24 protein-coding genes are annotated in these 23,861 nt (G+C 66.3%); 20 read left to right on the forward strand and 4 right to left on the reverse strand.

Translation table 11 applies throughout. The annotated features are described in order from the left end of the window. Positions 1–26: 26 nt before the first annotated feature. The gene (locus tag LPW39_RS19925) at positions 27–626 is read right to left on the reverse strand and encodes a type II secretion system protein N (protein ID WP_230779116.1); all 600 of its coding nucleotides are present in this window, start codon (positions 624–626) and stop codon (positions 27–29) included. Between the two features lie 62 nt (positions 627–688). On the opposite strand from LPW39_RS19925, the gene gspG reads away from it, so the two are divergent. The 14 genes from gspG (at position 689) to LPW39_RS19995 (ending at position 14,002) form a co-directional block, all read left to right on the forward strand. Further along, positions 689–1,147: a type II secretion system major pseudopilin GspG gene (gspG, locus tag LPW39_RS19930; protein ID WP_330166624.1), complete on the forward strand. Its 459-nt coding sequence runs from the start codon at positions 689–691 to the stop codon at positions 1,145–1,147. Positions 1,148–1,211: 64 nt separating this feature from the next. Beyond that, positions 1,212–1,655: a pilus assembly FimT family protein gene (locus LPW39_RS19935; protein ID WP_230779119.1), complete on the forward strand. Its 444-nt coding sequence runs from the start codon at positions 1,212–1,214 to the stop codon at positions 1,653–1,655. Beyond that, entirely contained in the window at positions 1,621–2,046 is a 426-nt protein-coding gene (gspI, locus tag LPW39_RS19940) for a type II secretion system minor pseudopilin GspI (RefSeq protein WP_269075898.1), read from the forward strand. Before LPW39_RS19935 ends, gspI begins: the two co-directional genes overlap by 35 nt. Then, on the forward strand, positions 2,046–2,753 hold the full coding sequence (locus LPW39_RS19945; RefSeq protein WP_230779125.1) for a prepilin-type N-terminal cleavage/methylation domain-containing protein: 708 nt from the start codon (positions 2,046–2,048) through the stop codon (positions 2,751–2,753). The genes gspI and LPW39_RS19945 overlap by 1 nt, the downstream gene beginning before the upstream one ends. Further along, the gene (gene gspK, locus LPW39_RS19950; RefSeq protein ID WP_230779128.1) at positions 2,750–3,757 is read left to right on the forward strand and encodes a type II secretion system minor pseudopilin GspK; all 1,008 of its coding nucleotides are present in this window, start codon (positions 2,750–2,752) and stop codon (positions 3,755–3,757) included. Before LPW39_RS19945 ends, gspK begins: the two co-directional genes overlap by 4 nt. 72 nt (positions 3,758–3,829) lie before the next feature. Continuing rightward, on the forward strand, positions 3,830–5,083 hold the full coding sequence (gene gspL, locus LPW39_RS19955; RefSeq protein WP_230779130.1) for a type II secretion system protein GspL: 1,254 nt from the start codon (positions 3,830–3,832) through the stop codon (positions 5,081–5,083). Next, entirely contained in the window at positions 5,080–5,634 is a 555-nt protein-coding gene (gene gspM, locus LPW39_RS19960) for a type II secretion system protein GspM (RefSeq protein WP_230779133.1), read from the forward strand. Before gspL ends, gspM begins: the two co-directional genes overlap by 4 nt. Positions 5,635–5,648: 14 nt before the next feature. Then, positions 5,649–6,458 carry a type II secretion system protein N gene (gene gspN / locus LPW39_RS19965; protein ID WP_230779136.1) on the forward strand — a complete coding sequence of 270 codons (810 nt, stop codon included), beginning with the start codon at positions 5,649–5,651 and terminating at the stop codon, positions 6,456–6,458. A 4-nt stretch (positions 6,459–6,462) separates the two neighbouring features. Beyond that, positions 6,463–8,781 (forward strand): type II secretion system secretin GspD, encoded by a 2,319-nt coding sequence (gene gspD / locus LPW39_RS19970; RefSeq protein ID WP_407928883.1) that lies wholly within the window; start codon positions 6,463–6,465, stop codon positions 8,779–8,781. Between the two features lie 24 nt (positions 8,782–8,805). Beyond that, on the forward strand, positions 8,806–10,167 hold the full coding sequence (locus LPW39_RS19975; protein ID WP_230779142.1) for a GspE/PulE family protein: 1,362 nt from the start codon (positions 8,806–8,808) through the stop codon (positions 10,165–10,167). A gap of 339 nt (positions 10,168–10,506) precedes the next feature. Further along, positions 10,507–10,788 carry a hypothetical protein gene (locus tag LPW39_RS19980; RefSeq protein ID WP_021025524.1) on the forward strand — a complete coding sequence of 94 codons (282 nt, stop codon included), beginning with the start codon at positions 10,507–10,509 and terminating at the stop codon, positions 10,786–10,788. 111 nt (positions 10,789–10,899) lie between these two features. Continuing rightward, positions 10,900–11,916: an LLM class flavin-dependent oxidoreductase gene (locus LPW39_RS19985; protein ID WP_230779145.1), complete on the forward strand. Its 1,017-nt coding sequence runs from the start codon at positions 10,900–10,902 to the stop codon at positions 11,914–11,916. Positions 11,917–12,009: 93 nt separating this feature from the next. Beyond that, a complete protein-coding gene (locus LPW39_RS19990) occupies positions 12,010–12,576 on the forward strand; it encodes a hypothetical protein (RefSeq protein WP_230779148.1) in 567 nt (188 codons plus the stop codon). A 91-nt stretch (positions 12,577–12,667) separates the two neighbouring features. Continuing rightward, a complete protein-coding gene (locus tag LPW39_RS19995) occupies positions 12,668–14,002 on the forward strand; it encodes a glycerate kinase type-2 family protein (protein WP_230779151.1) in 1,335 nt (444 codons plus the stop codon). 32 nt (positions 14,003–14,034) lie between these two features. Here LPW39_RS19995 and LPW39_RS20000 read toward each other — a convergent pair whose 3' ends face one another. Beyond that, complete coding sequence (locus LPW39_RS20000) at positions 14,035–14,952, reverse strand: LysR family transcriptional regulator (RefSeq protein WP_230779153.1); 918 nt, start codon at positions 14,950–14,952, stop codon at positions 14,035–14,037. Positions 14,953–15,164: 212 nt separating this feature from the next. Between LPW39_RS20000 and gcl the strand changes: the two genes are divergently transcribed. The 6 genes from gcl to gspF all read left to right on the forward strand — a co-directional run bounded on the left by gcl (position 15,165) and on the right by gspF (position 21,548). Continuing rightward, positions 15,165–16,955, forward strand: coding sequence for a glyoxylate carboligase (gene gcl / locus LPW39_RS20005; RefSeq protein ID WP_230779155.1), 1,791 nt, complete (start codon positions 15,165–15,167; stop codon positions 16,953–16,955). A 32-nt stretch (positions 16,956–16,987) separates the two neighbouring features. Further along, positions 16,988–17,791, forward strand: a complete 804-nt coding sequence (hyi, locus tag LPW39_RS20010; protein WP_230779158.1) for a hydroxypyruvate isomerase — start codon at positions 16,988–16,990, stop codon at positions 17,789–17,791. A gap of 51 nt (positions 17,792–17,842) precedes the next feature. Beyond that, complete coding sequence (locus LPW39_RS20015) at positions 17,843–18,757, forward strand: 2-hydroxy-3-oxopropionate reductase (RefSeq protein WP_230779161.1); 915 nt, start codon at positions 17,843–17,845, stop codon at positions 18,755–18,757. A 38-nt stretch (positions 18,758–18,795) separates the two neighbouring features. Further along, a complete protein-coding gene (locus LPW39_RS20020; protein WP_230779164.1) occupies positions 18,796–19,494 on the forward strand; it encodes a helix-turn-helix transcriptional regulator in 699 nt (232 codons plus the stop codon). Positions 19,495–19,593: 99 nt separating this feature from the next. Further along, on the forward strand, positions 19,594–20,244 hold the full coding sequence (locus LPW39_RS20025; protein ID WP_230779167.1) for a glutathione S-transferase family protein: 651 nt from the start codon (positions 19,594–19,596) through the stop codon (positions 20,242–20,244). A gap of 86 nt (positions 20,245–20,330) precedes the next feature. Continuing rightward, positions 20,331–21,548 carry a type II secretion system inner membrane protein GspF gene (gspF, locus tag LPW39_RS20030; protein ID WP_230779170.1) on the forward strand — a complete coding sequence of 406 codons (1,218 nt, stop codon included), beginning with the start codon at positions 20,331–20,333 and terminating at the stop codon, positions 21,546–21,548. 48 nt (positions 21,549–21,596) lie between these two features. On the opposite strand, the gene LPW39_RS20035 is transcribed toward gspF, so the two are convergent. Together LPW39_RS20035 and uxuA are read right to left on the reverse strand one after the other, a co-directional pair. Then, on the reverse strand, positions 21,597–22,619 hold the full coding sequence (locus LPW39_RS20035; RefSeq protein WP_230779173.1) for a Bug family tripartite tricarboxylate transporter substrate binding protein: 1,023 nt from the start codon (positions 22,617–22,619) through the stop codon (positions 21,597–21,599). 23 nt (positions 22,620–22,642) lie between these two features. Next, entirely contained in the window at positions 22,643–23,719 is a 1,077-nt protein-coding gene (gene uxuA, locus LPW39_RS20040) for a mannonate dehydratase (protein ID WP_230779176.1), read from the reverse strand. Positions 23,720–23,861 lie beyond the last annotated feature (142 nt).

The raw sequence follows: 23,861 nt of genomic DNA on the forward strand, positions 1-23,861 counted from the left end.
CAAACTTTTACGTAAAGCCCAGGCGATCAGTCGCGTAGCGAACCCGTGCTGCGGTCCACATTGGCCGCAGCCGCCGGCACGGGCACGGGCGCAGGTGCAGGTGCAGCAGCTTGCGGGGCCGCAGGCACGGCATTCGGAGCATTGGCCGAGATTGGTGCAGCCACCACATCCACTGGGCGCAACGCAGGCAGGTTGATGGTGACAGCGGCCGGGCCATCGACACCAGCGCCCAGGCTCACGGCGCGCGGGGCATCACTGCGCAGGGCCTGCAGCACCAGGCCATCGGCAACGGTAGCGCCTACGCGGAACACCTTGGCTGGCTGGTCATCGACGGCGATGACGGCAGCGCCTCCGCCACTGTCCTTGCCCACCATCACGCCCAGCAGGCGCCAGCGGGTGGGGGCGGCGGGCGCCGCAACGGGCGCGCCATCCTGCACGCCAAAGAGGCGCGCCATCGCAGCGCCATCAACCTGCACCTGGGCTGGGCCACCGGCCTGGGGGGCCGACAGCACCTGGCGCGGCACCGACAGCTTGAGACCCCAGAACACCGCCAATGCCGCAGCGCCAGCCCATAAAAGGCCGGCCGCCAGCCGAGGAGACCAGGGGTTGCGTGATAGTGTCACCATTCGCAGATTATGATGCACCCAGATGTCAGTTTCACCACTTCGACCCCCTTTGACCTGAGAGCATGATGTTTTCCTTCCGCCCGCAGTCGGCTGCACGCCGCATCCAAGCCAACATCCAGCGCGGCTTTACCCTGATCGAGCTGATGGTGGTGCTGGTCATCATCGGCGTGCTGGCCGCGCTAATCGTGCCCAATGTGATTGGCGCTGCCGACGAAGCACGCGTGACCGCCGCGCGCACCGATATCACCAACATCAGCGGCGCGCTCAAGCGCTACCGTTTGGACAACCAGCGCTACCCCACTGCCGAGCAAGGCCTGGCCGCGCTGATCAACCGCCCTACCACCGGCCCCGCGCCGATGAACTGGAAGCCCTACCTGGAAAAGCTGCCCAATGACCCCTGGGGCCACCCTTACCAGTACCTGAACCCTGGCGTCAAAGGCGAAGTCGATGTGATGAGCTTTGGTGCAGATGGCCAGGCCGGCGGTGAAGGCAACAATGCCGACATCGGCAGCTGGCAATAAGCGGCACTGAGCCCGCCTGATCCCTGCTTTCTGCCTTTTTCCGCTGCCCTGCTCTCCGGCCCCCATGCCCTTTCCACACCCCCTCCAGCCGCGCCGCCAGCGCGGCTTTACCTTGATGGAGCTGCTGGTCGTCATCACCTTGATGGCTCTGGCCAGCGCCGGCGTGGTGTTTGCGATGGGCGACAACGGCCAGGACCAACTCCAGCGCGAAGGCCAGCGCCTGGCCGCGCAGCTGGAGGCCGCCCGGGCCCAGTCCCGTGCCAGCGGCCAGCCGGTGCGCTGGCGGGCGGACAGCCAGGGCTTTGTGATCGAAGGCCTGCAAGGCGGCACCCGCCAGGGCGCGTGGCTGCACCCGCCGGTGGCGGTGCGCAGCAGTGGCGATATCATCCTGGGGCCCGAGGCACTGATCGGCCCACAGACGGTGGTGCTGGCCTATCCCAACCGCAGCGCGGGCAGCATTGCCGTGGCCACCGATGGTGTGCGCCCCTTTGAGCTGCAGGCCCCCTGAACCCTTTCCTGACAAGCACCGCGTGCGCAGCAAGTCCTCGCCCCACTCCGGCTTCACCCTGATCGAGGTGCTGGTCGCGCTCGCCATTGTCGCGATCGCCTTGCTCGCCGGCGGCAAGGCCATGAACGCGCTGACCCAGACCGCAGGGCGCCAAAGCGATGTGATGCTCGCGCAGATCTGCGCCGAAAACCAGCTGATCGCCGCGCGCCTCTCCCAGCAACTGCCGGGCCTGGGCACCACCAGCGTGGCCTGCGAACAGGCCGGCCGCATGTTCGATGTGCGTGTGGGCGTGTTTGCCACGCCCAACCCGGATTTCCGCCGCATCGATGCCCATGTGTTCTCCGGCGGCGCACCTATGCTGCGCCTCAGCACCATCGTGGGGAGGTACTGATGCAGCGCTTCCTCCGTTTTAGTCAGCAGCGCAGCCAGGGCTTTACCTTGATCGAGCTGTTGATCGCCATCTCCATCCTGGCGGTGATGACCATCGCCAGCTGGCGCGGCATCGACGGCATGGTGCGCGCCCAGCAGCAGGCCCGCGATTACAGCGAAGAGGTGATGGTGGTGCAGGCCGCGCTGTCGCAGTGGAACACCGACCTCAATGGCATCGAGCGCGTTTCCGGCACCACCCCGATCGACTGGGATGGCCGCGTGCTGCGGCTCACACGCCGCAGCAGCGACATCAACGAACAAGGCCTGCGCGTCGTCAGCTGGGCCCAGCGCAGCCTGGGCAACCGCGCCTACTGGGTGCGCTGGCAATCATCGCCGGTGCGTGATCTGCAGCAGTGGCAGCAGGCCTGGGACATGGCCGCCCATGCGGTTACCAACAGCGCCATGACCAACAATGCCGGCGACGGCGGCCCGCAGCAAACCGTGCTGATGCCCCTCAGCGGCTGGCAGCTGCTGTATTTCCGGGGCAACAGCTGGAGCAACCCGCTGTCCAGCCAGGGCGCCAATCCCCAGACCGATGCCAACAACCCCACCACGGTGGCGCTGCCCGATGGCATCCGCCTGAGCCTGGAGCTGCCCGCTCCGGGCGCGCTGTCGGGTGTTATCACCAACGACTGGGTCAACCCCATCGTGTCGGGCAACAAATCATGAAGCCGCTCCGCCTACCCCGCCGCAGCCAGCGCGGCGCAGCACTGCTGGCCGCCATGCTCACCGTGACCCTGGTGGCCACCATTGCCGCCAGCGCCGTCTGGCAGCAATGGCGCAATCTGGAGGTGGAAGGCGCCGAGCGCACCCGCGTGCAGGCCGCCTGGCTGCTGCTGGGCGGGCTGGATTTCTCGCGCCAGGTGCTGCGCCAGGATGCGCGCGTGGGCGGCCCCGATTCGCTGTCCGAGCCCTGGTCGGTGCCGCTGGCCGAAGCACGCCTGTCCACCTTTTTGCAGGCCTCCAACAACCAGAGCAATGCCGACGACAGCAGCATCGATGCCGCGCAGGCTTTCTTGTCGGGCGCGATTGTCGATGCCCAGGCACGCCTTAACATCCGCAACCTGGTCGCCAACAACCAGATCAATACCGTTGCGCTGCGCCAGTTCCAGCGCCTGTTCGAGCGCCTGGGCCTGCCCGGTGCCGAGCTGACCGTCCTCAGCCAGCAGGCGCTGGCCGCGCTGCGCAGCGAGGGCAAGGCCGCCAATGCGCCGCTGCTGCCCCGCACCTACAAGGAGCTGGCCTGGTGGGGCCTGTCGCCGTCCACCCTGACCCAGCTGGAGCCCTATGTGGTGCTGCTGCCCCAGGAGAGCAGGGTCAACGTCAATACCGCCTCGGCCACCGTCATCTGGGCCGCCGTGGAGGGCCTGGATTTTGCAACGGCCCAGCAAATCACCCAGATGCGGCTGAACAAGGCTTTCGAGAGCACCTCCGAGCTGCAGCAGCGCTTCAGCAGCAACACCGCGCTCACCAATGCCAACGCACTGCTCGATGTCAAATCGGTGTATTTCGAAGTCTGGGCGCGCCTGCGCTTTGACGAGCTGGTGGTGCAGGAGAAATCCCTGGTCTACCGCCAGGGGCTGAATGTAACGACCGTGGTGCGCGAGCGCGGTGCCGCGCTAGCCACCAGCCTGATGGGCGATGGCAGCGGCAACCCGGTGGCGGCGCGCTAACAGAAACATGATGACAAACGTATTGCAGTTTGGTGAAGCCGAGCCCTCTACAATGCAGCGCACAACACGCTCATGAGTACCTTACTGATTTCACTGCCGCTGGCCTCGGGGCCAGATACAGGGCCCAGCTCGGCCTGGAGCTACAGCTATGCCCTGTCGCCCGATGGCGTGACCATCGGCCAGCAAGGCAGCACCACCGCCGGCCTGCTGCCCCAACCCGGCCGCGCCGGTGAAGTGGTCGCCGTGGTGCCCGCGGCCATGCTGTCTTGGCAACGGGTCAGCCTGCCCCAAGGCGTAGGCCCAGGCTCGCCCCGGCTGCGTGCCGTGCTCGAAGGCCTGCTCGAAGAGCGCCTGCTGGACGACCCGGCCCAATTGCACTTCGCCTTGCAACCCGATACCCGTGCCACCGGCCAGGGCGAACCCATCTGGATCGCCTGCTGCCCGCGCCAGTGGCTGCGCGAGCACCTGCAGGCGCTGGAAGCCGCAGGCCGCGCCGTAGCCCGTGTGGTGCCCAGCCATGCACCGGGTGAGCCCGCACCCGATGGCGCGCAGATCCTCGTCACCGGCAGCCCTGAGCTGGCGCAGGCCGTGGTGTTTGGCACCGACAGCGCCGATGCGGTGCTGGTGCTGCCCGTCTCGCGCGAGAGCGCAGCGCTGCTGCCCCCGCTCGGGCCCGACAGCATCGTGCATGCCGAGCCGGCCGTGGTCAGCACTGCCGAGCACTGGCTGCAGCGCCCGGTGCAGCTCTACAGCCCCGCACAAACCATGCGCGATGCCGCACGCAGCGACTGGGACCTGGCACAGCTCGAATTTGCCAACAGCGGGCGCAACCGGCTGCAGCGGCGCCTGGGCAGCGGCCTCAATGATGTGCTGCATGCCCCGGCATGGCGCCCGGCGCGCTGGGCCGTGCTGGCCCTGGTGGTGCTTACGCTCGTGGGTGCCAATATCTGGGCCTGGCAAGAGCGCCAGCAGCTGCAGGCCAAAGGCACACTGGTGCGCAGCACCTTGACCCAGGCCTTCCCCAATGTGCAAGTCGTGGTCGATGCGCCCGTGCAAATGGCGCGCGAAGTGGCCAACCTGCGCCAGGCCTCGGGCGGCTTGTCGCCGTCAGACGCCGAACCGCTGCTGGCCGCCGCTGGCCAGGCGCTGGCCAGCCTGCCCGCCGGGACGGTGCCCAGCACGGTCGAATACAGTGGCGGCGAGCTGCGCCTGCGCGGCCTGCCCACCGATGGCTTTGATGCATTCAGCCAGAAACTGCAAGCCCAGGGCCTGCAGGCCCAGATGCAAAACGACCAGTGGGTCATCCGCGCGCAGGCCCAGCCATGAAGAAGAACTCCTCCCGACCGTCGGCATCTGCAGCGGCTTCGTCCTCCGCAGCCCAACTGCTGCGCCAACGCTGGCGCGCGCTGGATGCGCGTGAGCGCCGGGGCGTCAGCCTGGCCGCTGGCGTGGTGCTGATTGCGCTCTTGTGGTGGCTGGCGATTGCGCCGGTGCTGCAAACCTGGCGCAGCGCGCCCGCCGCACATGCCCAGCTGGACCAGCAACTCGCCCGCATGCAGGCACTGCAGGCCGAAGCGCGCCAGCTGCAATCGGCCACGACGATCACCGCCACGCAGGCACGCCAGCAACTCGAAGCCTCGCTCACGCAGCAGCTGGGCACCAGCGCCAAGCTGGCCGTGCTGGGCGAACGCGTAACCGTCACGTTGAGCCGCGCCTCGGCTGCCTCCACCCAGCGCTGGCTGGGCCAGGTGCGTGCCAATGCGCATGCGATTGCCACCGAGCTGCGCCTGACCCGCGACGAGCCGGCCAAGGGCGCAGGCCCCGCTGCCGCGCCCACCTGGTCGGGCAACATCGTCTTGCAGTTGCCGGCCCAGTAAGCGGCACACAGCGCATGGCCCGGCAACACTCGAACCCCACCCTGCCCCACGGCAGCGCCCGTGCGCCCTGGCGCTGGGCAGCAGTGGGCGCCTGCACCGGCGGCCTGGCCGCGCTGGTACTGTTTGCGCCAGCGCACTGGTTGGCGCAGGGCCTGGCCTGGGCCAGCCAGGGCCAGCTGCAGCTGCGCGAGCCGCGTGGCACCGTCTGGAACGGTTCAGCCCAATGGGTATTTACTGGTGGCCAGGCCAGCCGCGACCAGATGGCCCTGCCCGGCCGGGTGGACTGGGCACTGCGCCCCAGCCTGCGCGGCCTCAACATGCACTGGAATGCCAGCTGCTGCATGGCCGCGCCCATGCCCATCCGCATTCAGCCCCACTGGGGCGGTGCCAAGGTGCAACTGGGCGCGCATGAAAGCCGCTGGCCGGCATCGCTGCTGGTGGGCCTGGGCACGCCATGGAACACCATCCAGCCCCAGGGCCAGCTGCTGCTCAAGACCCGTGATCTGTCGCTCGCGCTCAATGCCGGGCGACTGCAGGTCGAGGGCGGCGCCGATCTCGATGTGATGGCGGTGACCTCCCGCCTGTCCACGATACAGCCGCTAGGCAGCTACCGCCTGCAACTGCAAGGCGGTGACAGCACCAGCTTGCAGCTGTCCACCCTGGATGGCGCGCTCCAGCTCAGAGGCCAGGGCCAATGGGTGGGCCAGCGCCTGCGTTTTCAGGGGGAAGCCTGGGCTGCCGAAGGGCGCGAGGCAGCTCTCGCAAATCTATTGACTATGATTGGGCAGCGCAGCGGAAGCCGCGTGCTGCTCTCGGTTGGTTGAACATATGATGCATTACCACTCTCCCATTTATCGATTTGCGCTGCACTCCATCGCAGCAAGCGTCCTTCTAATGGGCGGCAATGGCGCGGCGCTTGCGCAAACCGCCATCACCACCGGCACCGCCAGCATCCGTGCGGGCGAGCCGGTGACCCTGAACTTTGCCAATGCCGACATCGAGTCCATCGCGCGCACCATGGCCACCATCACCGGCAAGAGCGTGGTGGTAGATCCGCGCATCAAGGGCACGATGAACCTGGTGACCGACCGGCCCGTCTCGCCGCAAGCCGCTTTCGAGCAGTTCCTGGCGGCCTTGCGCCTGCAGAACTACACCGTGGTCGAGGCCGCAGGCCTCTACAAGGTCGTGCCCGAGGCCGATGCCAAGCTGCAGGGCGGCACGGTGCGCATCACCCAGGGCGGCGCCGGCGGCCAGGTGCCCGGTGGCGGCCAGATCGTCACCCAGATCTTCAAGCTCAACTTCGAGAGCGCCAACAACTTGGTGCCGGTGCTGCGTCCGCTGATCAGCCCCAACAACACCATCAATGTGAACCCGGGCAACAACTCCCTGGTCATCACCGACTACGCCGACAACCTGCAGCGCCTCTCGCGCATCATCGCGTCGATGGATGTGGCCAACGCCAGCGATGTGGAAGTGGTGCAGCTGGAACACGCAGTCGCCACCGACATCGTGCCCATGCTGCAGCGCCTGCTGGAAGGCGGCCAGACCGTGTCCGCCAGCGGCAGCGCCACCACCGGTGCAGCCCCCGGCGCCGCACAGACCGACAACGCCTACCGCACCTCGGTGCTGGCCGACCCGCGCACCAACAGCATCCTGCTGCGCGCGGCCAACCCGGCACGCCTGTCGCAGGCCAAGATGCTGATCGGCAAGCTCGACAGCCCCAGCCGTGGCGGCAATGCCTCGGGCAATATCCATGTGGTCTACCTGCGCAATGCCGATGCCACCGCACTGGCCACCACCCTGCGCGCGGCACTGGCCGGCCAGGACGGCAACAGCGCCAGCCCCTCCACCAACCTGTCGAGCAGCGGCAGCAGTGGCGGCCTGAGCACCAACACGCGCAGCGGCCTTACCTCGCTCAGCGGCAGCACCAGCGGCACGCTGGGCAGCAGCGCCAGCAATAGCAGCGCAGGCGGCTTGGGTTCAGGTGCACGCCTGGGCACGGGCACCTCGCTGGGCACCTCCGGCGACAGCGGCAGTGCCACCGGCGGCATCATCCAGGCCGACACGGCCACCAACTCGCTGATCATCACGGCGCCCGAGCCGCTGTACCGCCAGATCCGCGCGGTCATCGACCAGCTCGACAGCCGCCGCGCCCAGGTGCTGGTCGAGAGCCTGATCGTCGAAGTCAGCGCCGAGAAGGCCGCGCAGTTTGGCGTGCAGTGGCAGAGCCTGCTGGGCCAGGGCAACAACGTCGTCGGCGTCATCGGCAACAACTTCACCGTGGGCGGTGCCAACCTGTTCAACCTGGCCGCCGGCATTGCCAACGGCACCTACAGCACCCTGCCCAGCGCCGGCATGAACGCCGGCATCGCCTTCAAGCACAACGGCGAATATGTGCTGGGCGCGCTGGCCAACCTGCTGCAGTCCAATGCCGATGGCAATGTGCTGGCCACCCCCAACCTGCTGACCCTGGACAACCAGGAAGCGCAGATTCTGGTCGGCCAGAACGTGCCCTTCGTCACCGGCTCCTACGCCAACAGCACTGGCAGCAGCACCGTCAACCCCTTCACCACGGTGGAGCGCAAGGACGTGGGCCTGACCCTGCGTGTGCGCCCACAGATCAATGCCAATGGCACCGTCAAGCTGACGATCTACCAAGAAACCTCCAACGTGCTCGACGGCACGACCACCAATGCCAACGGCCCCACCACCAACAAGCGCTCGATCGAATCGACCGTGCTGGTGGACGATGGCTCGGTCATCGTGATCGGCGGCCTGCTGCAAGACCAGTACTCCGGCTCGGTGCAGAAGGTGCCTTACCTGGGCGATATCCCCGGCATTGGCGCGCTGTTCCGCAGTGACACCCGCTCGCGCAAGAAGACCAACTTGATGGTCTTCCTGCGTCCCGTGGTGATGCGCGATGCCGCCGCCACCCAGCAGGTCAGCATGGACCGCTACGAGCTGATGCGCGGCGCGCAGATTGCCGCCCAGCCTGAGCAAAGCACGCGCGTGCCGATCAACGACTCGTCCATCATCACGCCGATGGGCCAGCAGACCTCGGGCACGCCGTTGGGCTACTCCGAGACGCCAGTGATCGAGTCCCGCCCGCTGACCGTGACGCCGCAAGGCATGCGCTTCGAGCCCTGATAGCGCGCACAGAGAGCCGAACCCATGCGTCACCCCCTGCCCTATGCCTTTGCGCGCAGCAGCCAGCTGCTGCTGGAAGAAGATGCCGGCCAGCACCTGCTCTGGCACGGCGCGCAGCCCCAGGGCTCCGCGCTGTCCGAGGTGCTGCGCAAGTACCCCGTGCAGCACCTGGCCCAGCTGGGCGATGCCGAGCTGGCACAGCGCATCAGCGCCGCCTACTCGCACAGCGAATCCAACGCCGCCACCGTGATCAGCGAGGTGGAAGAAGGCACCGACCTCTCGCGCATGATGCAGGACATCCCCGCCGTCGAGGACTTGCTCGAATCGGCAGGCGATGCGCCCATCATCCGCATGCTCAACGCACTGCTCACCCAGGCGGCACGCGACGGCGCCTCGGACATCCACATCGAGCCCTATGAGCGCCATTCCAGCGTGCGCTTTCGCATCGATGGCTCGCTGCGCGAAGTGGTGCAACCCCACCGCGCGCTGCATGCGGCGTTGATCTCGCGCCTCAAGATCATGGCCGACCTGGACATCTCGGAAAAACGCCTGCCCCAGGACGGCCGCATCAGCCTGCGCCTGGGCACCCGCGCTATCGATGTGCGGGTCTCCACCCTGCCCAGCGCCCATGGCGAGCGCGCCGTGCTGCGTCTGCTCGACAAGAGCGAGTCCAAGCTCAGCCTGGGCTCGGTCGGCATGCAGGGCGAGACCCTGGAACGCTTTGAAAAACTGGTGGCCCAGCCGCACGGCATCGTGCTGGTGACCGGCCCCACCGGCTCGGGCAAGACCACCACCTTGTATGCGGCGCTCAGCGGGCTCGATGCCAGCCAGGGCAACATCATGACGGTGGAGGACCCGATCGAGTACGAGCTGTCAGGCATCGGCCAGACCCAGGTCAACCCCAAGATCGACCTGACCTTTGCCAAGGCGCTGCGCGCCATCCTGCGCCAGGACCCGGACATCATCATGATTGGTGAAATCCGCGATTTCGAAACCGCGCAGATCGCCATCCAGGCCTCGCTGACCGGTCACTTGGTATTGGCCACTTTGCACACCAACGATGCAACCAGCGCCATCACCCGCCTGACCGACATGGGCGTCGAGCCCTTCCTGCTGTCCTCCTCGCTGCTGGGCGTGCTGGCGCAGCGCCTGGTGCGCCGCATCGACGACAGCGACCCCAGCGGCTACCGGGGCCGCACCGGGATCTTTGAGTTGCTGGTGGTGGACGAGGCCATCCGCGCCCAGATCCACGCCCAGGCACCCGAGTCCGAGATCCGCAACCAGGCGATGGCCAACGGCATGCACCTGATGCGCGAGGACGGCGAGCGCCTGGTGCGCGAAGGTATCACCAGCGCAGAAGAAGTTGTGCGCGTCACCCGCGATTAACCACAATTGTCTAAGAACGTGTTTACGATCTCCTCGCGCCGCGACAGTGGTTTTGCGGGATGGGATGCGAGGCGCAATACCGCAGCAATAGCCATGCTATTGCGAGGATTTGCAACGACGCAGACCGCCCGCAAAACCCCCGTCCCTACGGGTTGGAGTGAAATCGGGCGATTTCTTCGCGCTGGCCCTTGCTTGCACCCCGGTGCAAGCTGCGGACCAGCCCTTCGAACTCATCCCGATTGCACTCCAACGCGGCTGCGTAGAGATCGTAAACACGTTCTATTACCCCGTAGGCGCCGCCCGCGCCAACGGGTATTGGCGATTTGACACAATCGCCCCATGTTGGAATCGCTCAATACCCTCGTCGCGCCCTACGGCGGCATGTTGTTTCTCTGGCTCACCGTGCTGGCCATCGCCAGCCTGGCAGCGCTGCGCCATTTTCAGCCGCGCATGTCCACCGCGCAGCTGCGCCGGCTGATGCGTATCGCCGGCCTGATGGCGCTGGTGATCTCCTGGTTTGCGATGCAGCAAGGCGAGCGCTACCTGGCGACGGCGCTGCTGGTGCTGCTCTGGGGGATTCTGGTGGGCATCAGCTGCGCACGGGCGATTCGGCAGCGCTGAATTCAGGCAGCTTTTGCGCTGCCTCGGTCTGACTAAAACAAGGCTCCGGCCTACGCATTTCCCCCATACCCACAGTCAGCAAAGGATATTTGCCTAGGCAAGAATGTCCGCATGACTGAGACAAAAACACCCCCCGCGCTTTCGATGTTGGACCTGGTGGCCGTGCGCGAAGGCGGCACCGTTGCCCAGGCTTTGCAACTGGCCGTGCGCACGGCGCAGCATGTCGAGTCGCTCGGCTTTACGCGCTACTGGATGGCCGAACACCACAACATGCCGGGCATTGCCAGCTCGTCCACGGCCGTGCTGATCGGCCATGTGGCTGGGGCGACCCAGCACATCCGTGTGGGCTCGGGCGGCATCATGCTGCCCAACCATGCACCGCTGGTGGTGGCCGAGGCCTTTGGCACCTTGGCCGAGCTCTACCCGGGCCGTATCGACCTGGGCCTGGGCCGCGCGCCGGGCACCGATGGCATGACGATGCGCGCGCTGCGCCGTGACCGGGTCGAGACCGAAGAAGATTTCCCCCGCGATGTGATGGAGCTGCAGCGCCTGCTGGGCCCCGCCCAACCTGGGCAAAAGCTGGTGGCCACGCCGGGCGCTGGCACCAATGTGCCACTGTGGTTGCTGGGATCGAGCCTGTTCTCGGCCCAGTTGGCCGCGCACCTGGGCCTGCCCTATGCCTTTGCCTCGCACTTTGCGCCGCGCATGCTGCAGCAGGCCGTGCAGCTGTACCGCGACCTGTTCAAGCCCTCGGCCACCCTGGACAAGCCCTATGTGATCGTCGGCGCGCCGGTGATTGCAGCGCCTACCGACAGCGAGGCCGAGTTCCTCGCCAGCAGCACCTACCAGCGCGTGCTGGGCATTGTGACCGGCAAGCGCGGTCTGCTGCCGCCACCGGTCGAAGGCTTTATGGACAGCCTGAACATGGCCGAGCGCCAGGCGATCGAAGGCTTTTTGGCCGTGGCATCCATTGGCGGGCCCGAGCGGGTGCAGCAGCGCCTGAAGGTGCTGGCCCAGCACACCGGGGCCGACGAACTGATGCTGGTTTGCGATATCTATGATGGCGATTTGCGTCTGCGCTCGCTCGATATTGCGACGCAGGCCTTGCGTGCAGGCTACGCCGCCTAAACAGCGGCTTAGCCTGCGCCTTTCGCCCTGATCGGCGCCCTTTTTTAAGTAAAGGCGGCGCCGGTCCCGCCTCACCCAGGCTATGCTTGCGCCATGTCTGTCCCCTATAGAACCACCCTGCCAGCGGCATTGACGGCCTGCACCTTGCTGGCCGGCTGCATGCAGCAGCCACCCGACGATCCCCCACCGGCGCCCCAGGCCCAGCAGGCCGCGCCGGCCGTGGCCCCGCCTGCAGCGGCCGCCCAGCCCCAGACCAGCGCCGGCAACGAAGACCCCGCGCTGGCCGCGCACATGCAAACGCCCGAGTTCCGCCGCGAATACCGTACCAAGCAAGAGCAATTGCAGAACGAGGCCGAGGTGCAGGAGCAGGCCCCCTGGTTGGGCAGCACAGGCCTGACGGAAGCCCAGGAGCGCTCCGTGCCCCGCTATGTGCGCATGGAACTGGGCCAGTCGCTCAGCAGCGCCGACCCGGTGCGTGCCGAGGATTTGCAGTACATCGGCCACTTTGCCGAGATGGATGGCACCGTCTACTACTGGCGCATTCCCGACAAGGCCCATGCCCATGGCGACACCCATGCCGGCCCGGCCTATGTCTACATCCGCAAGGACACGGCGGGTGTGTTCTACACCGACTGGGGCAACCGCACGCCACCGGGCTAGATCGCGCAGCTGTACAGCGGTGGCCAGGAATAACGTCTATTCCACCTGCACGCGCCGCCTGCTTTCATAATGGCCAGCGGAGACCTACCGCATGAGCCACACCCCATCCCCAGCGCTGGCCGATCCCCGGCGCGATCCCCAGCAGTTTCTTCTGGACCTGTACCAGCGCGCTGTGCAGCGCGCGCAACCGCTGCACAGCATGGCGCAGTACCTGCCGCCACCGCCCAAAGGGCGCACCTTGGTGCTGGGCGCCGGCAAGGCAGGCGGCTCGATGGCGCAGGCGCTCGAAGCCCTCTGGCCCCAGGATGCGCCGCTGTCGGGCCTGGTCGTCACGCGCTACGGCCATATTCCGCCCCGCCCCCCAGGGCTGGCCCAGCGCCTGGAGGTGGTCGAAGCCGCACACCCGGTACCCGATGCTGCCGGCCTGGCGGCGGCCGAACGCATACTGGCGCTGACCCAAGGCTTGACCGCCGATGACCTGGTGCTCTGCCTGATCTCGGGCGGTGGCTCGGCGCTGCTGACCTTGCCCGCCGAAGGCATGGGCCTGCAGGACAAGCAGCGCATCAACCAGGCCCTGCTGGACAGCGGTGCCGCCATTGGCGAGATGAACTGCGTGCGCAAGCACCTCTCGCGCATCAAGGGCGGGCGCCTGGCCGCTGCCTGCTACCCCGCCAAGCTGGTGACCCTGACCATCAGCGATGTGCCCGGCGACGATCCCTCGGTCATCGCCAGCGGCCCCACGGTGCCCGATGCCTCGACCTGCGCCGAGGCGCTGGCGATTCTGAACCGCTACCAGATCCCGCTGCCCGACAGCCTGCGCGCCGCGCTGGAGGATGGATCGCTGGAGACGCCCAAGCCCGGCGATCCACGCTTTGCCGGCCATGAGGTGCATCTGATCGCCACGCCTCAGCAATCGCTGGATGCTGCAGCCCAAGCCGCCGTCGCCGCCGGTATCGCCGCCCATGTGCTGTCCGATGAGATCGAGGGCGAGTCGCGCGAGATCGGCAAGATGCATGCGGCGCTGGCACGTGCCGTGGCCCGCTACGGCAGCCCGTTCGCCAAACCCTGCGTCATCCTCTCGGGGGGCGAGACCACCGTCACCATCCGCCCGCGCCAGCCCGGGGCGGCCAAGGGGCGCGGTGGGCGCGCAGGCGAGTTCTGCATGGGCCTGGCGCAGGCCCTGCAAGGCCAGGGCGGTGTCTGGGCGTTGGCGGCCGATACCGATGGTATCGATGGTGTGGAAGACAATGCCGGCGCGCGTGTGGCACCCGACACATTGCAGCGCGCTGCGGCGCTGCAGCTGCGCCTCAGCGACCACCTGGACCGCAACGATGCCTATGGCTTTTTCGAGGCGCTGGGCGACCTGGTGGTGACCGGGCCCACGCACACCAATGTCAACGATTTCCGCGCCATTCTGATTCTGTGATGCGGGCAGCCAGCTGGGCGGACGCCCCGCGCCTAGCCGCCTTGGGGCAGGTTCTCCCACCAGGCCGCATCAAAGCTGCCCTGCAAGAACGCGATAAAGGACTGCACCTTTTGCGGCACCAGGCGCGGCGAGGGGTAGACGGCGTGGATCTCCTGCTCGGGCAGGCGGCAGGTCTTGAGCACCTCGACCACGCGGCCCGCCTTCAGCGACTCATGCGCCACATAGCGCGGCAGTGCAGCCACGCCCATGTGCGAGCGCGCAGCGGCCAGCAAGGCCGAGAGGTTGTTGGAGCGCAGCCGACCCGTGACGGGCACGGAAACGGACTCGCCACTGGCATTGCGCAGGCGCCAGACATCATTGCCCTGCACGCTGCTGTAGATCAGCGCCGAATGCTCTTTCAGGTCTGAAGGCCGGCGCGGCGTGCCGTGCTTGCGCAGGTAGGCGGGCGAGGCCACCAGCACCCAGGGATTGACGCCCAGCATGCGCGCGCCCAGCGATGAATCCGCCAGCTTGCCCAGGCGCAGCGCCACATCGATGCCCTGGGCCACCAGGTCGGTGTAGCGGTCTTCAAAGCTCAGGTCCACCTGCACCTGCGGGTTGTGCTTCATGAAATCCATCGCCAGCGGAATCAGCACGCGCCGCCCAAACGCCACCGAGCTGCCAATGCGCAGCTGGCCCTGCACCTGCGTCTGCCGCACCTGCACCACATTGTCGGCATCGGCCACATCGCTGACGATGCGCTTGCATTTCTCGTAGTACAGCGCACCCGCCTCGGTCAGGCTCACGCCCCGCGTATTGCGGTTGAGCAGGCGCACTTTGAGCCGCGCCTCCATCGCTGCCACCTGCTTGGTCACCGTGGGCTGGGTCGATGAAAACTCCTGCGCCACCTTGGTGAAGCTGCCCGTTTCCACCACGCGCACAAACATGTGCATGGCATCGAGTCGGTCCATGGTTGTGTCTCCTGGGATTGCTGCGGCCTGGCATGCCGCAAGTCACACGCAGGGCGCTTCTTGGAACAGGTTCTTAGCGCCTCTGCGCCCGATGATGCGGCATGCAGTGCCGTGCCGTCCATTCCTGGGTGGAATAAATTTTATGGTCCGCCTGCGCCTTCCGGCAAACGCCTGGCTTCCCTACAGTCGATCCCAGCTGTAAAGGAGACCCCATGGCCAAAATGAAAGCGATCGAAGCCGCAGTCCGCGTGCTGGAAAAAGAAGGTGTGAGCGTCGCATTCGGCGTTCCTGGCGCTGCCATCAACCCGCTGTACGCAGCGATGAAGGAGCATGGCGGCATCGGCCATATCCTGGCCCGCCATGTCGAAGGCGCCAGCCACATGGCCGAGGGTTATACCCGCGCTGTGGCAGGCAATATCGGCGTCTGCATCGGCACCAGCGGGCCGGCCGGCACCGACATGATCACCGGGCTGTACTCGGCCAGCGCCGATTCGATCCCGATCCTGTGCATCACCGGCCAGGCGCCGCGCGCCCGGCTGCACAAGGAAGACTTCCAGGCTGTGGACATTGCCTCCATCGCCAAGACCGTGACCAAGTGGGCCGCTACCGTGCTGGAGCCCGCCCAGGTGCCCGGCGCCTTCCAGCAGGCCTTCCACCTGATGCGCTCAGGCCGCCCCGGCCCGGTGCTGATTGACCTGCCCATCGATGTGCAGCTGGCCGAGATCGAATTCGACATCGACACCTACGAGCCCCTGCCGGTCTACAAACCTGCCGCTACGCGCAAGCAGGCCGAAAAGGCCATCGCCATGCTCAATGCCGCCGAGCGCCCGCTGATCGTCAGCGGCGGCGGCGTCATCAACGCCGATGCCGCCGACCTGCTGGTGGAACTGGCCGAGACCCTCCATCTGCCGGTGATCCCCACCTTGATGGGCTGGGGCAGCATCCCCGATGACCATCCCTTGATGGCTGGCATGTGTGGTCTGCAAACCAGCCACCGCTATGGCAACGCCAGCATGCTGGCCTCGGATTTTGTGCTGGGCATCGGCAACCGCTGGGCCAACCGCCATACCGGCTCGGTCGATGTCTACACCAAGGGCCGCAAGTTCATCCATGTCGATATCGAGCCCACGCAGATTGGCCGCGTGTTTGCGCCTGACTTCGGCATCGTCTCGGATGCCAAGGCCGCGCTGGAGCAGTTCGTCGCCGTCGCCAAGGACTGGAAGGCCGCTGGCAAGCTGCGCGACCGCAGCGCCTGGGTGGCCGACTGCCAGGGCCGCAAGAACAGCATCGACTACCTGCGCAAGACCAACTTCGACAACGTGCCGATGAAGCCCCAGCGCGTCTACCAGTGCATGAACCAGAGCCTGGACCGCGACACCACCTATGTCTCCACCATTGGGCTGTCGCAGATTGCCGGGGCGCAGTTTCTGCATGTCTACAAGCCGCGCAACTGGATCAATTGCGGCCAGGCCGGCCCCTTGGGCTGGACCACCCCCGCTGCGCTCGGCGTGCGCGTGGCCGATCCGCAGCGCAAGATCGTCGCGCTGTCGGGCGACTACGACTTCCAGTTCATGATCGAGGAGCTAGCCGTGGGCGCGCAGTTCAAGCTGCCCTACATCCATGTGCTGGTCAACAACAGTTACCTGGGCCTGATCCGCCAGGCGCAGCGCGCTTTCAACATCGACTACTGCGTGCAGCTTGCCTTTGACAACATCAACATGGATGCCGACGAGGCCGCACGCGGCTATGGCGTGGACCACATCAAGGTCGTCGAAGGCCTGGGCTGCAAGGCCATCCGCGTGCACCGCCCCGAAGACTTTGCGCCCGCAATGGAGCAGGCCGAGGCCTGGATGGCCGAGCACCGCACGCCGGTCGTCATCGAATGCATTCTGGAGCGGGTGACCAATATCGCGATGGGCACCGAGATCGACAACGTCGTCGAGTTCGAAGGCCTGGCCACCGACAAGGCCGACGCCCCCAGCGCCCTCGCGCTGCTGGATTGAAGAGCCCCTCGTTTTTTAACCGGAGTTTTGCCATGCCCCGTTTTGCTGCCAACCTCAGCATGCTGTTTACCGAAGTGCCCTTTCTCGAACGCTTTGAGCGCGCCGCCCAGGCCGGTTTTGAGGCCGTGGAGTTTCTGTTTCCCTATGCCCATAGCGTCGAAGAGATCCAGCAGCGGCTCGATGCGACGGGCCTGCAGATTGTGTTGCACAACCTGCCTGCGGGCGATTGGGAGGCCGGCGAGCGCGGCATTGCCTGCGATCCCCGGCGGGTGGATGAATTCCGCGCCGGCGTTGCCAAGGCCGTCACCTATGCCCATGCGCTGGGCGTGCCCCAGCTCAACTGCCTGGCCGGCAAGGCGCCCGCCGGTGTGGATGCCGCCACGTTGCGTCGCACCCTGGTCGACAACCTGCGCTTTGCCGCTGCGGCGCTGAAGATGGCCGACCTGCGCCTGCTGGTCGAGCCCATCAATACCTTCGACATCCCCGGCTTCTACCTGAGCCGCACCGACCAGGCACTGGCCATTCTGGATGAAGTCGGCGCCGCCAATGCCTTTGTGCAGTACGACATTTACCATGCCCAGCGCAGCGAAGGCGAGCTGGCCGCCACCCTGCAAAAGCACCTGGCCCGCATCGGCCATGTGCAGCTGGCCGACAACCCGGGACGCCACGAGCCGGGCACGGGCGAGATCCACTACCCCTTCCTGTTCGCACACCTGGACCGCATCGGCTACAGCGGCTGGGTGGGTTGCGAATACAAGCCCGCGCAGAGCACCGAGGCAGGCCTGCACTGGCTGCAGACCGTGGCGGGCCAGAAGCGGGCGACGGCCACCGCCTGATCGCGCCAGAGCCACACACCCTTATCCATAAAAAACCAAGGAGATTTCTGCATGCATGCAACGCCACTCAAACTGGGCTTTATCGGCCTGGGCATCATGGGCGCGCCCATGTGCAGCCACCTGATCGCCGCCGGCCACCAGCTGTTCATCAACACGCGCGGCAAGGTGCCGGCCCACATCGCAGAAAGCTCAGCCACCCAATGCACATCGGTGCGCGGTGTGGCCGAGCGGGCCGATATCGTCTTTGTGATGGTGCCCGACACGCCCGACGTCGAGCAAGTGCTGTTTGCGGCTGATGGCCTGGCCGCCGGCCTCAAGGGCAGCAGCGGCAAGATTGTGGTCGATATGTCGTCCATCTCGCCGGTAGCGACCAAGGACTTTGCCAAACGCATCACGGCGCTGGGCGCGCAGTACCTGGATGCGCCGGTATCGGGCGGCGAGGTGGGGGCCAAGAACGCGACCCTGTCCATCATGGTGGGTGGCCCGGAAGCAGCCTTTGAACGGGTCAAGCCGCTGTTCGAGACCCTGGGCAAGAACATCACCCTGGTCGGCGAGAACGGCGACGGCCAGACCGCCAAAGTGGCCAACCAGATCATCGTTGCCTTGAACATCGAGGCGGTGGCCGAGGCCCTGCTGTTTGCATCGCGTGCTGGTGCTGATCCGGCGCGGGTGCGCCAGGCGCTGCTCGGCGGCTTTGCCTCGTCCAAGATTCTGGAGGTGCATGCCGAGCGCATGATCCAGCGCACGTTTGATCCCGGCTTCCGCATCGCGCTGCACCAAAAGGACCTGAACCTGGCGCTGTCCAGCGCACGCCAGCTTGGCGTGGCGCTGCCCAACACCGCCCAGGCGCAGGAGCTGTTCAACAGCTGCGTGGCCCATGGCGGCGCGGGCTGGGACCATTCCGGCCTGGTGCGCGCGCTGGAGATCCAGGCGAATTTCGAGATCGGGCAAAAAGCGCCGAGCTGAGCCGGTTGCAGGGCTGGCAGACCGGCTATGCTTGCGCGATGTCCCGCCCTGCCCGCCTGCTCCGCCTGCTCGATCTGTTGCGCCGCGCCCGCCAGCCCCAAACCGGCCCGGCGCTGGCCCAGACCTTGGAAGTGAGCCTGCGTACCCTCTACCGTGATATCGCCAGCCTGCGCGAGCAAGGCGCAGCGATAGAGGGCGATCCCGGCATTGGCTTTGAGATGCGGCCCGGCTTTTTGCTGCCGCCGCTGATGTTCAACGCCGATGAGTTGGAGGCCCTGCTGCTGGGCGCGCGCTGGGCCAGCCTGCAGGCCGACCCGCAGCTGGCCAGTGCCGCCAGCGCTGCGATGGACCGTATCCGCAGCGCCCTGCCGCTGGAGCTGCGCATTGCAGTCGATACCAGCGGCCTGATGGTCCCCAACATGCAGCCCAACCCCCAGCCCGAAACCTGGCAGACCGGGCTGCGCCGCGCGATCCGTGCCGAGCACAAGGTGGTGTTGCACTACGAAGACCAGCACGGCCGCCTGACCGAGCGCCTGGTCTGGCCCTTCGCGATGGCCTATTTCGACCGCAGCCGGGTGGTGTCCGCCTGGTGCGAGCTGCGCCAGGGCTTTCGCCACTTTCGGGCCGACCGGGTGCATGCGATGCAGGAGCTGCAGGAGCGCTATCCGCAAAGCCGGCACAGCCTCCTCCAGCAGTGGTTAGCAGAGACCGGCTATACCCTGGACGGCTGGTCCTAAGAACCTGCGGCGCCATGTCAGCTGCTGACAGTTTCTGTCAGCCTCCCTGCCTAACCTACGGGGCATGGCGATTTTGCCTGTCACCCGAAGGACCAAGACATGACCCCCAACAACGCCCCGCTGCGCTTTTTCTACCACCCCCAGTCCCGCGCCCGCATGGTGCGCTGGATGCTGGAAGAGTGCGGCGCCGTCTATGAACCGGTGCGGCTGGAGTTTGGCGGCACGATGAAGTCGCCCGACTACCTGGCGCTCAACCCCATGGGCAAGGTGCCGGCGCTGCAGCATGGCGACACGATGGTGAGCGAGACCGGCGCGATCCTGGCCTACCTGGCCGACCTCTACCCCGAGAAAAAGCTGGCACCGGCGCTGGACAGCCCCGAGCGCGGCAGCTACTACCGCTGGCTGTTCTTTGTGGCCGGACCGGTCGAGGCGGTATCCACCGCCAAGGCGGAGGGTTGGCTGCAGAACCAGAGCGAGCGCCAGGCGCTGTCGGCCGGCTATGGCCGTTTTGACGATGTGCTGCGCAGCCTGCAGCTGGCGGTGACCGGCAAGCGCTATGCCTGTGGCGACCATTTCACTGCGGCCGACCTGTACCTGGCCAGCTATATCGGCTGGAGCATGCAGGAAGGCACCCTGCCAAGCCTGCCCGCCTTCCAGGACTACGCCTTGCCGCTGCTGCAGCGCCCCGCCGCCCAGCGTGCCGATGCGCTCGATGGCCCCGTGCAGATGCCCAGCGCAGCCGCTGCCTGATCGGGCCGCTGCCATCTGCATGCCACGTGGATCAGGCACAATAGCCCGGGGTGGCCGTGGCGCCACCTTGTTTTATCCACCAGTCCATGCCCGCTTTTTCGTACGAAGTTCTAGACGCCCAGGGCCAGACCCGCAAGGGCATGATCGAAGCCGACAGCGCCAAGGCGGCACGCAGCCTGCTGCGTGCCCAGGCCATGGTGCCGCTGGCGGTCGAGCCGCTGGGCGATGTCGACGACAGCGGTGCCAGCACGGTGCGCAGCCGGCGCGCGGTCTTCAATGCCACCAGCCTGGCAGTCTGGACGCGCCAGCTCGCCGGCCTCATCAGCTCCGGCCTGCCGCTGGAGCGGGCGCTGACCGCGCTGATCGAAGAGATCGACAGCGAGCCCCAGCGCCAGCTGGTGGCCAGCCTGCGCGCCGAGGTCAATGGCGGCTCCACCTTTGCCAAGTCGCTGGCCCTCTACCCCCGTGATTTTTCGCAGATCTACCGCGCCGTGATCGATGCGGGCGAGCACAGCGGCCACCTGGACCAGGTGCTGTCGCGGCTGGCCGATGATCTGGAAGAGCGCGACCAGCTCAAGAACAGCCTCATCGGTGCCTCGCTCTACCCGGCCATCGTTACCTGCTTTGCCTTTGTCGTGGTGATGGTGCTGATGAGCTATGTGGTGCCGCAGGTGGCCGAGGTGTTCTCGGGCACCAAGCATGCGCTGCCGCTGCTCACCCGCATCATGCTGGGCTTCAGCGACCTGATCCGCCACTGGTGGTGGCTGGGCGCGGGCCTGGCTATTGTCGGCACCGTGATGCTGCGCCTGTCGCTGCGCCAGCCTGCCTTTCGCCAGCGCTTTGATGCCGGCTGGCTGCAGCTGCCCGTCATCGGCAAGCTCTCGCGCAACTACAATGCCGCCCGTTTTGCCTCGACCCTGGCCATGCTCAGCAATGCCGGCGTGCCCATCTTGAAGGCGCTGCAGGCCGCTGCGCAAACCGTCTCCAACCAGGCCATGCGCCAGGATGCCATCGATGCGCTGGACATGGTGCGCGAGGGCGCACCGCTGGCATCGGCCCTGGCCCAGAAAAAGCGCTACCCCGCGCTGCTGTCGATGTTTGCCCGCCTGGGCGAGCAGACCGGCGAGCTGCCGCAAATGCTGCAGCGCGTGGCCAACCAGCTGGCCGGCGATGTAAAGCGCCGCGCAATGCGCCTGGCCACCATCCTGGAGCCGCTGCTGATTGTCGGCATGGGCATCGTAGTTGGCATCATCGTGATGGCGGTGCTCATGCCCATCATCCAGCTCAACCAGTTTGTGCGCTGAACGCTGCAGGCCAGGGCGCCGTGCGGCGCGCCTGGCCTGGCTCAGCCCTTACTCCGCGTGGATCTTGTTGGCCTTGACCACATCGCCCCAGAGCTTGTACTGCGCGCGCGTCATCGCATCCAGCTGCTCAGGCGTGCCGCCGCCCGGCTGGTCACCACGTTCCTGAAAGCTGCGGATAACCGCTGGCTCCTTCAGCACCGTGTTGATGGCGGCATTGAGCTTTTGCACCACCTCCGGGCGGGTGCCGGGCGGGCCGTACATGCCGATGAAGGAGATGATCTCGAAATCCTTCAGGCCCACTTCGGCGGGGGTCGGCACATCGGGCAACGAGGCCACGCGGCTGCTGCTGGTCACCATGATGGCGCGCACCTTGCCGGACTTGATATAGGGATCAAACACCGAGGTGGCATCAAACATGGCCTCGATGCGGCCGGCCATCAGGTCGATCACGGCCGGGCCGCTGCCCTTGTAAGGCACATGGTTCATCGCCGGGCTGCCCAGGCGCTCGCGCATCAGCTCGGTGGTCACATGCACCAGCGAACCGGCACCCGGGGTGCCATAGTCCACACCCTTGCCAGCCTTGGCGCGCTCCTTGACGAGGGCGGCAAACTGCGCAAAGTCCTTCACCGGCGACGCGGCCGGCACCACCAGCACCAGCGGCGACTGCAGCAGAATGCCCACCGGCACAAACTTGGTAGGGTCCACAATGCCCAGGGTCGGGAAGACATGCGGGGTCACCGTCATCGAGCCATTGCCCACCAGCATGCGGTAGCCATCGGGGGCTGAGCGCATGATGTCGGCCGAGCCCAGGTTGCCGTTGACGCCGGCCTTGTTCTCGATGACCACGCCCTGGCCCAGATTGGCCGCCAGGCTGTTGCTGATCACACGGGCGGCAAAATCGGTCTGACCACCTGGCGGAAAGCCCACCATCAGGGTGACCGGCTTGGTCGGGTAGGCGGTTTGCGCCAGTGCCGGGGTGCCGACCAGGCCGGTGCCCAGCGCCAGCCCCAGGGCCAGGCCTTGGGTCAATTGGCGGCGCAGCATCGCGTGCTGTGTTGTCTTGGTCTTCATTGTTATGTCTCCTTGGTTTGAAATCAGACTGCAGCAGGCGCTGCGCTGTCTTGCTGCTCGGGTGAGAACTTGTCCACCGCTTCCCACAGGCCGTTGATGTAGACGGCGCCCAGTGCCCGGTCGTAGAGGCCATAGCCGGGCTTGCCGGTTTCGCCCCAGATCATGCGGCCGTGGTCCGGCCGCACATAGCCTGCAAAGCCCACATCGTGGTAGGCCTTGACGATGGCCGCGATATCGAGCGAGCCGCAGGTCGAGAGGTGGGCGGTTTCTTCGAAATCACCGTCAGGCGACACCTTCACATTGCGGATATGCGCAAAGTGGATGCGGCCCCGGCCGCCAAACTCGCGCACCAGCGCCTCGACATTGTTCTGCGGGCCGGCGCCCAGCGAGCCCGAGCACAGGGTCAGGCCATTGGCGGGGCTGTCGATCAGGTCGACGATGCGGGCCAGGTCGTCGCGGTTCTTCACGATGCGCGGCAGGCCAAAGATCGGGCGCGGTGGGTCATCGGGGTGGATGGCCATCTTGATGCCGCATTCCTCGGCCACCGGGATGACGGCCTGCAGAAAATAGGCCAGGTTCTGCCAGAGCTGCTCGGCATCGACCTGGCGGTAGGCCTGCAGCAGGCCTTGCAGCTCGTCGCTGCGGTAGCTGCTGTCCCAGCCAGGCAGCGAGATGCCTTTTTCCGCATCGATGCTGTCGGCCATGCGGCTGTCAAAGGCCAGGCAGGTGGAGCCATCGGGCAGCTGCTTGGCCAGCTCGGTGCGGGTCCAGTCAAACACCGGCATGAAGTTGTAGCAGACGACCTGCACACCGGCGGCGGCCAGATGGCGCAGGGTTTGCTGGTAGTTGGCGATCAGCTGGTCGCGGCTGTCGCGGCCGAGCTTGATGTCCTCGTGCACCGGCACCGATTCCACCAGCTCAAAAGCCAGGCCGGCCTCTTCGATCTGCTGCTTGAGCGCCTCGATCTTGGCCAGCGGCCAGACGGCGCCCACCGGCTCGTCGTAGATCGCCGAGACGATATGCGTGACCCCGGGAATCTGGCGGATATAGGCCAGGGACACCGGGTCCGAGCTGCCAAACCAACGAAACGACATCTTCATGGATGAACCTTTTCCTGCAATCAAAAATCTGGTTAGACCAATTCTACAAACTGGCTAGACCATTTAGATTGATGGTTTACCACTATGTTCGGTATTTGCCGCATTTGGGCCAGACGGCGGCTTACACTGCTGCTGGCCCTCC

This window comes from Comamonas koreensis, from assembly GCF_021026195.1.
Classification (GTDB): domain Bacteria; phylum Pseudomonadota; class Gammaproteobacteria; order Burkholderiales; family Burkholderiaceae_C; genus Comamonas; species Comamonas koreensis.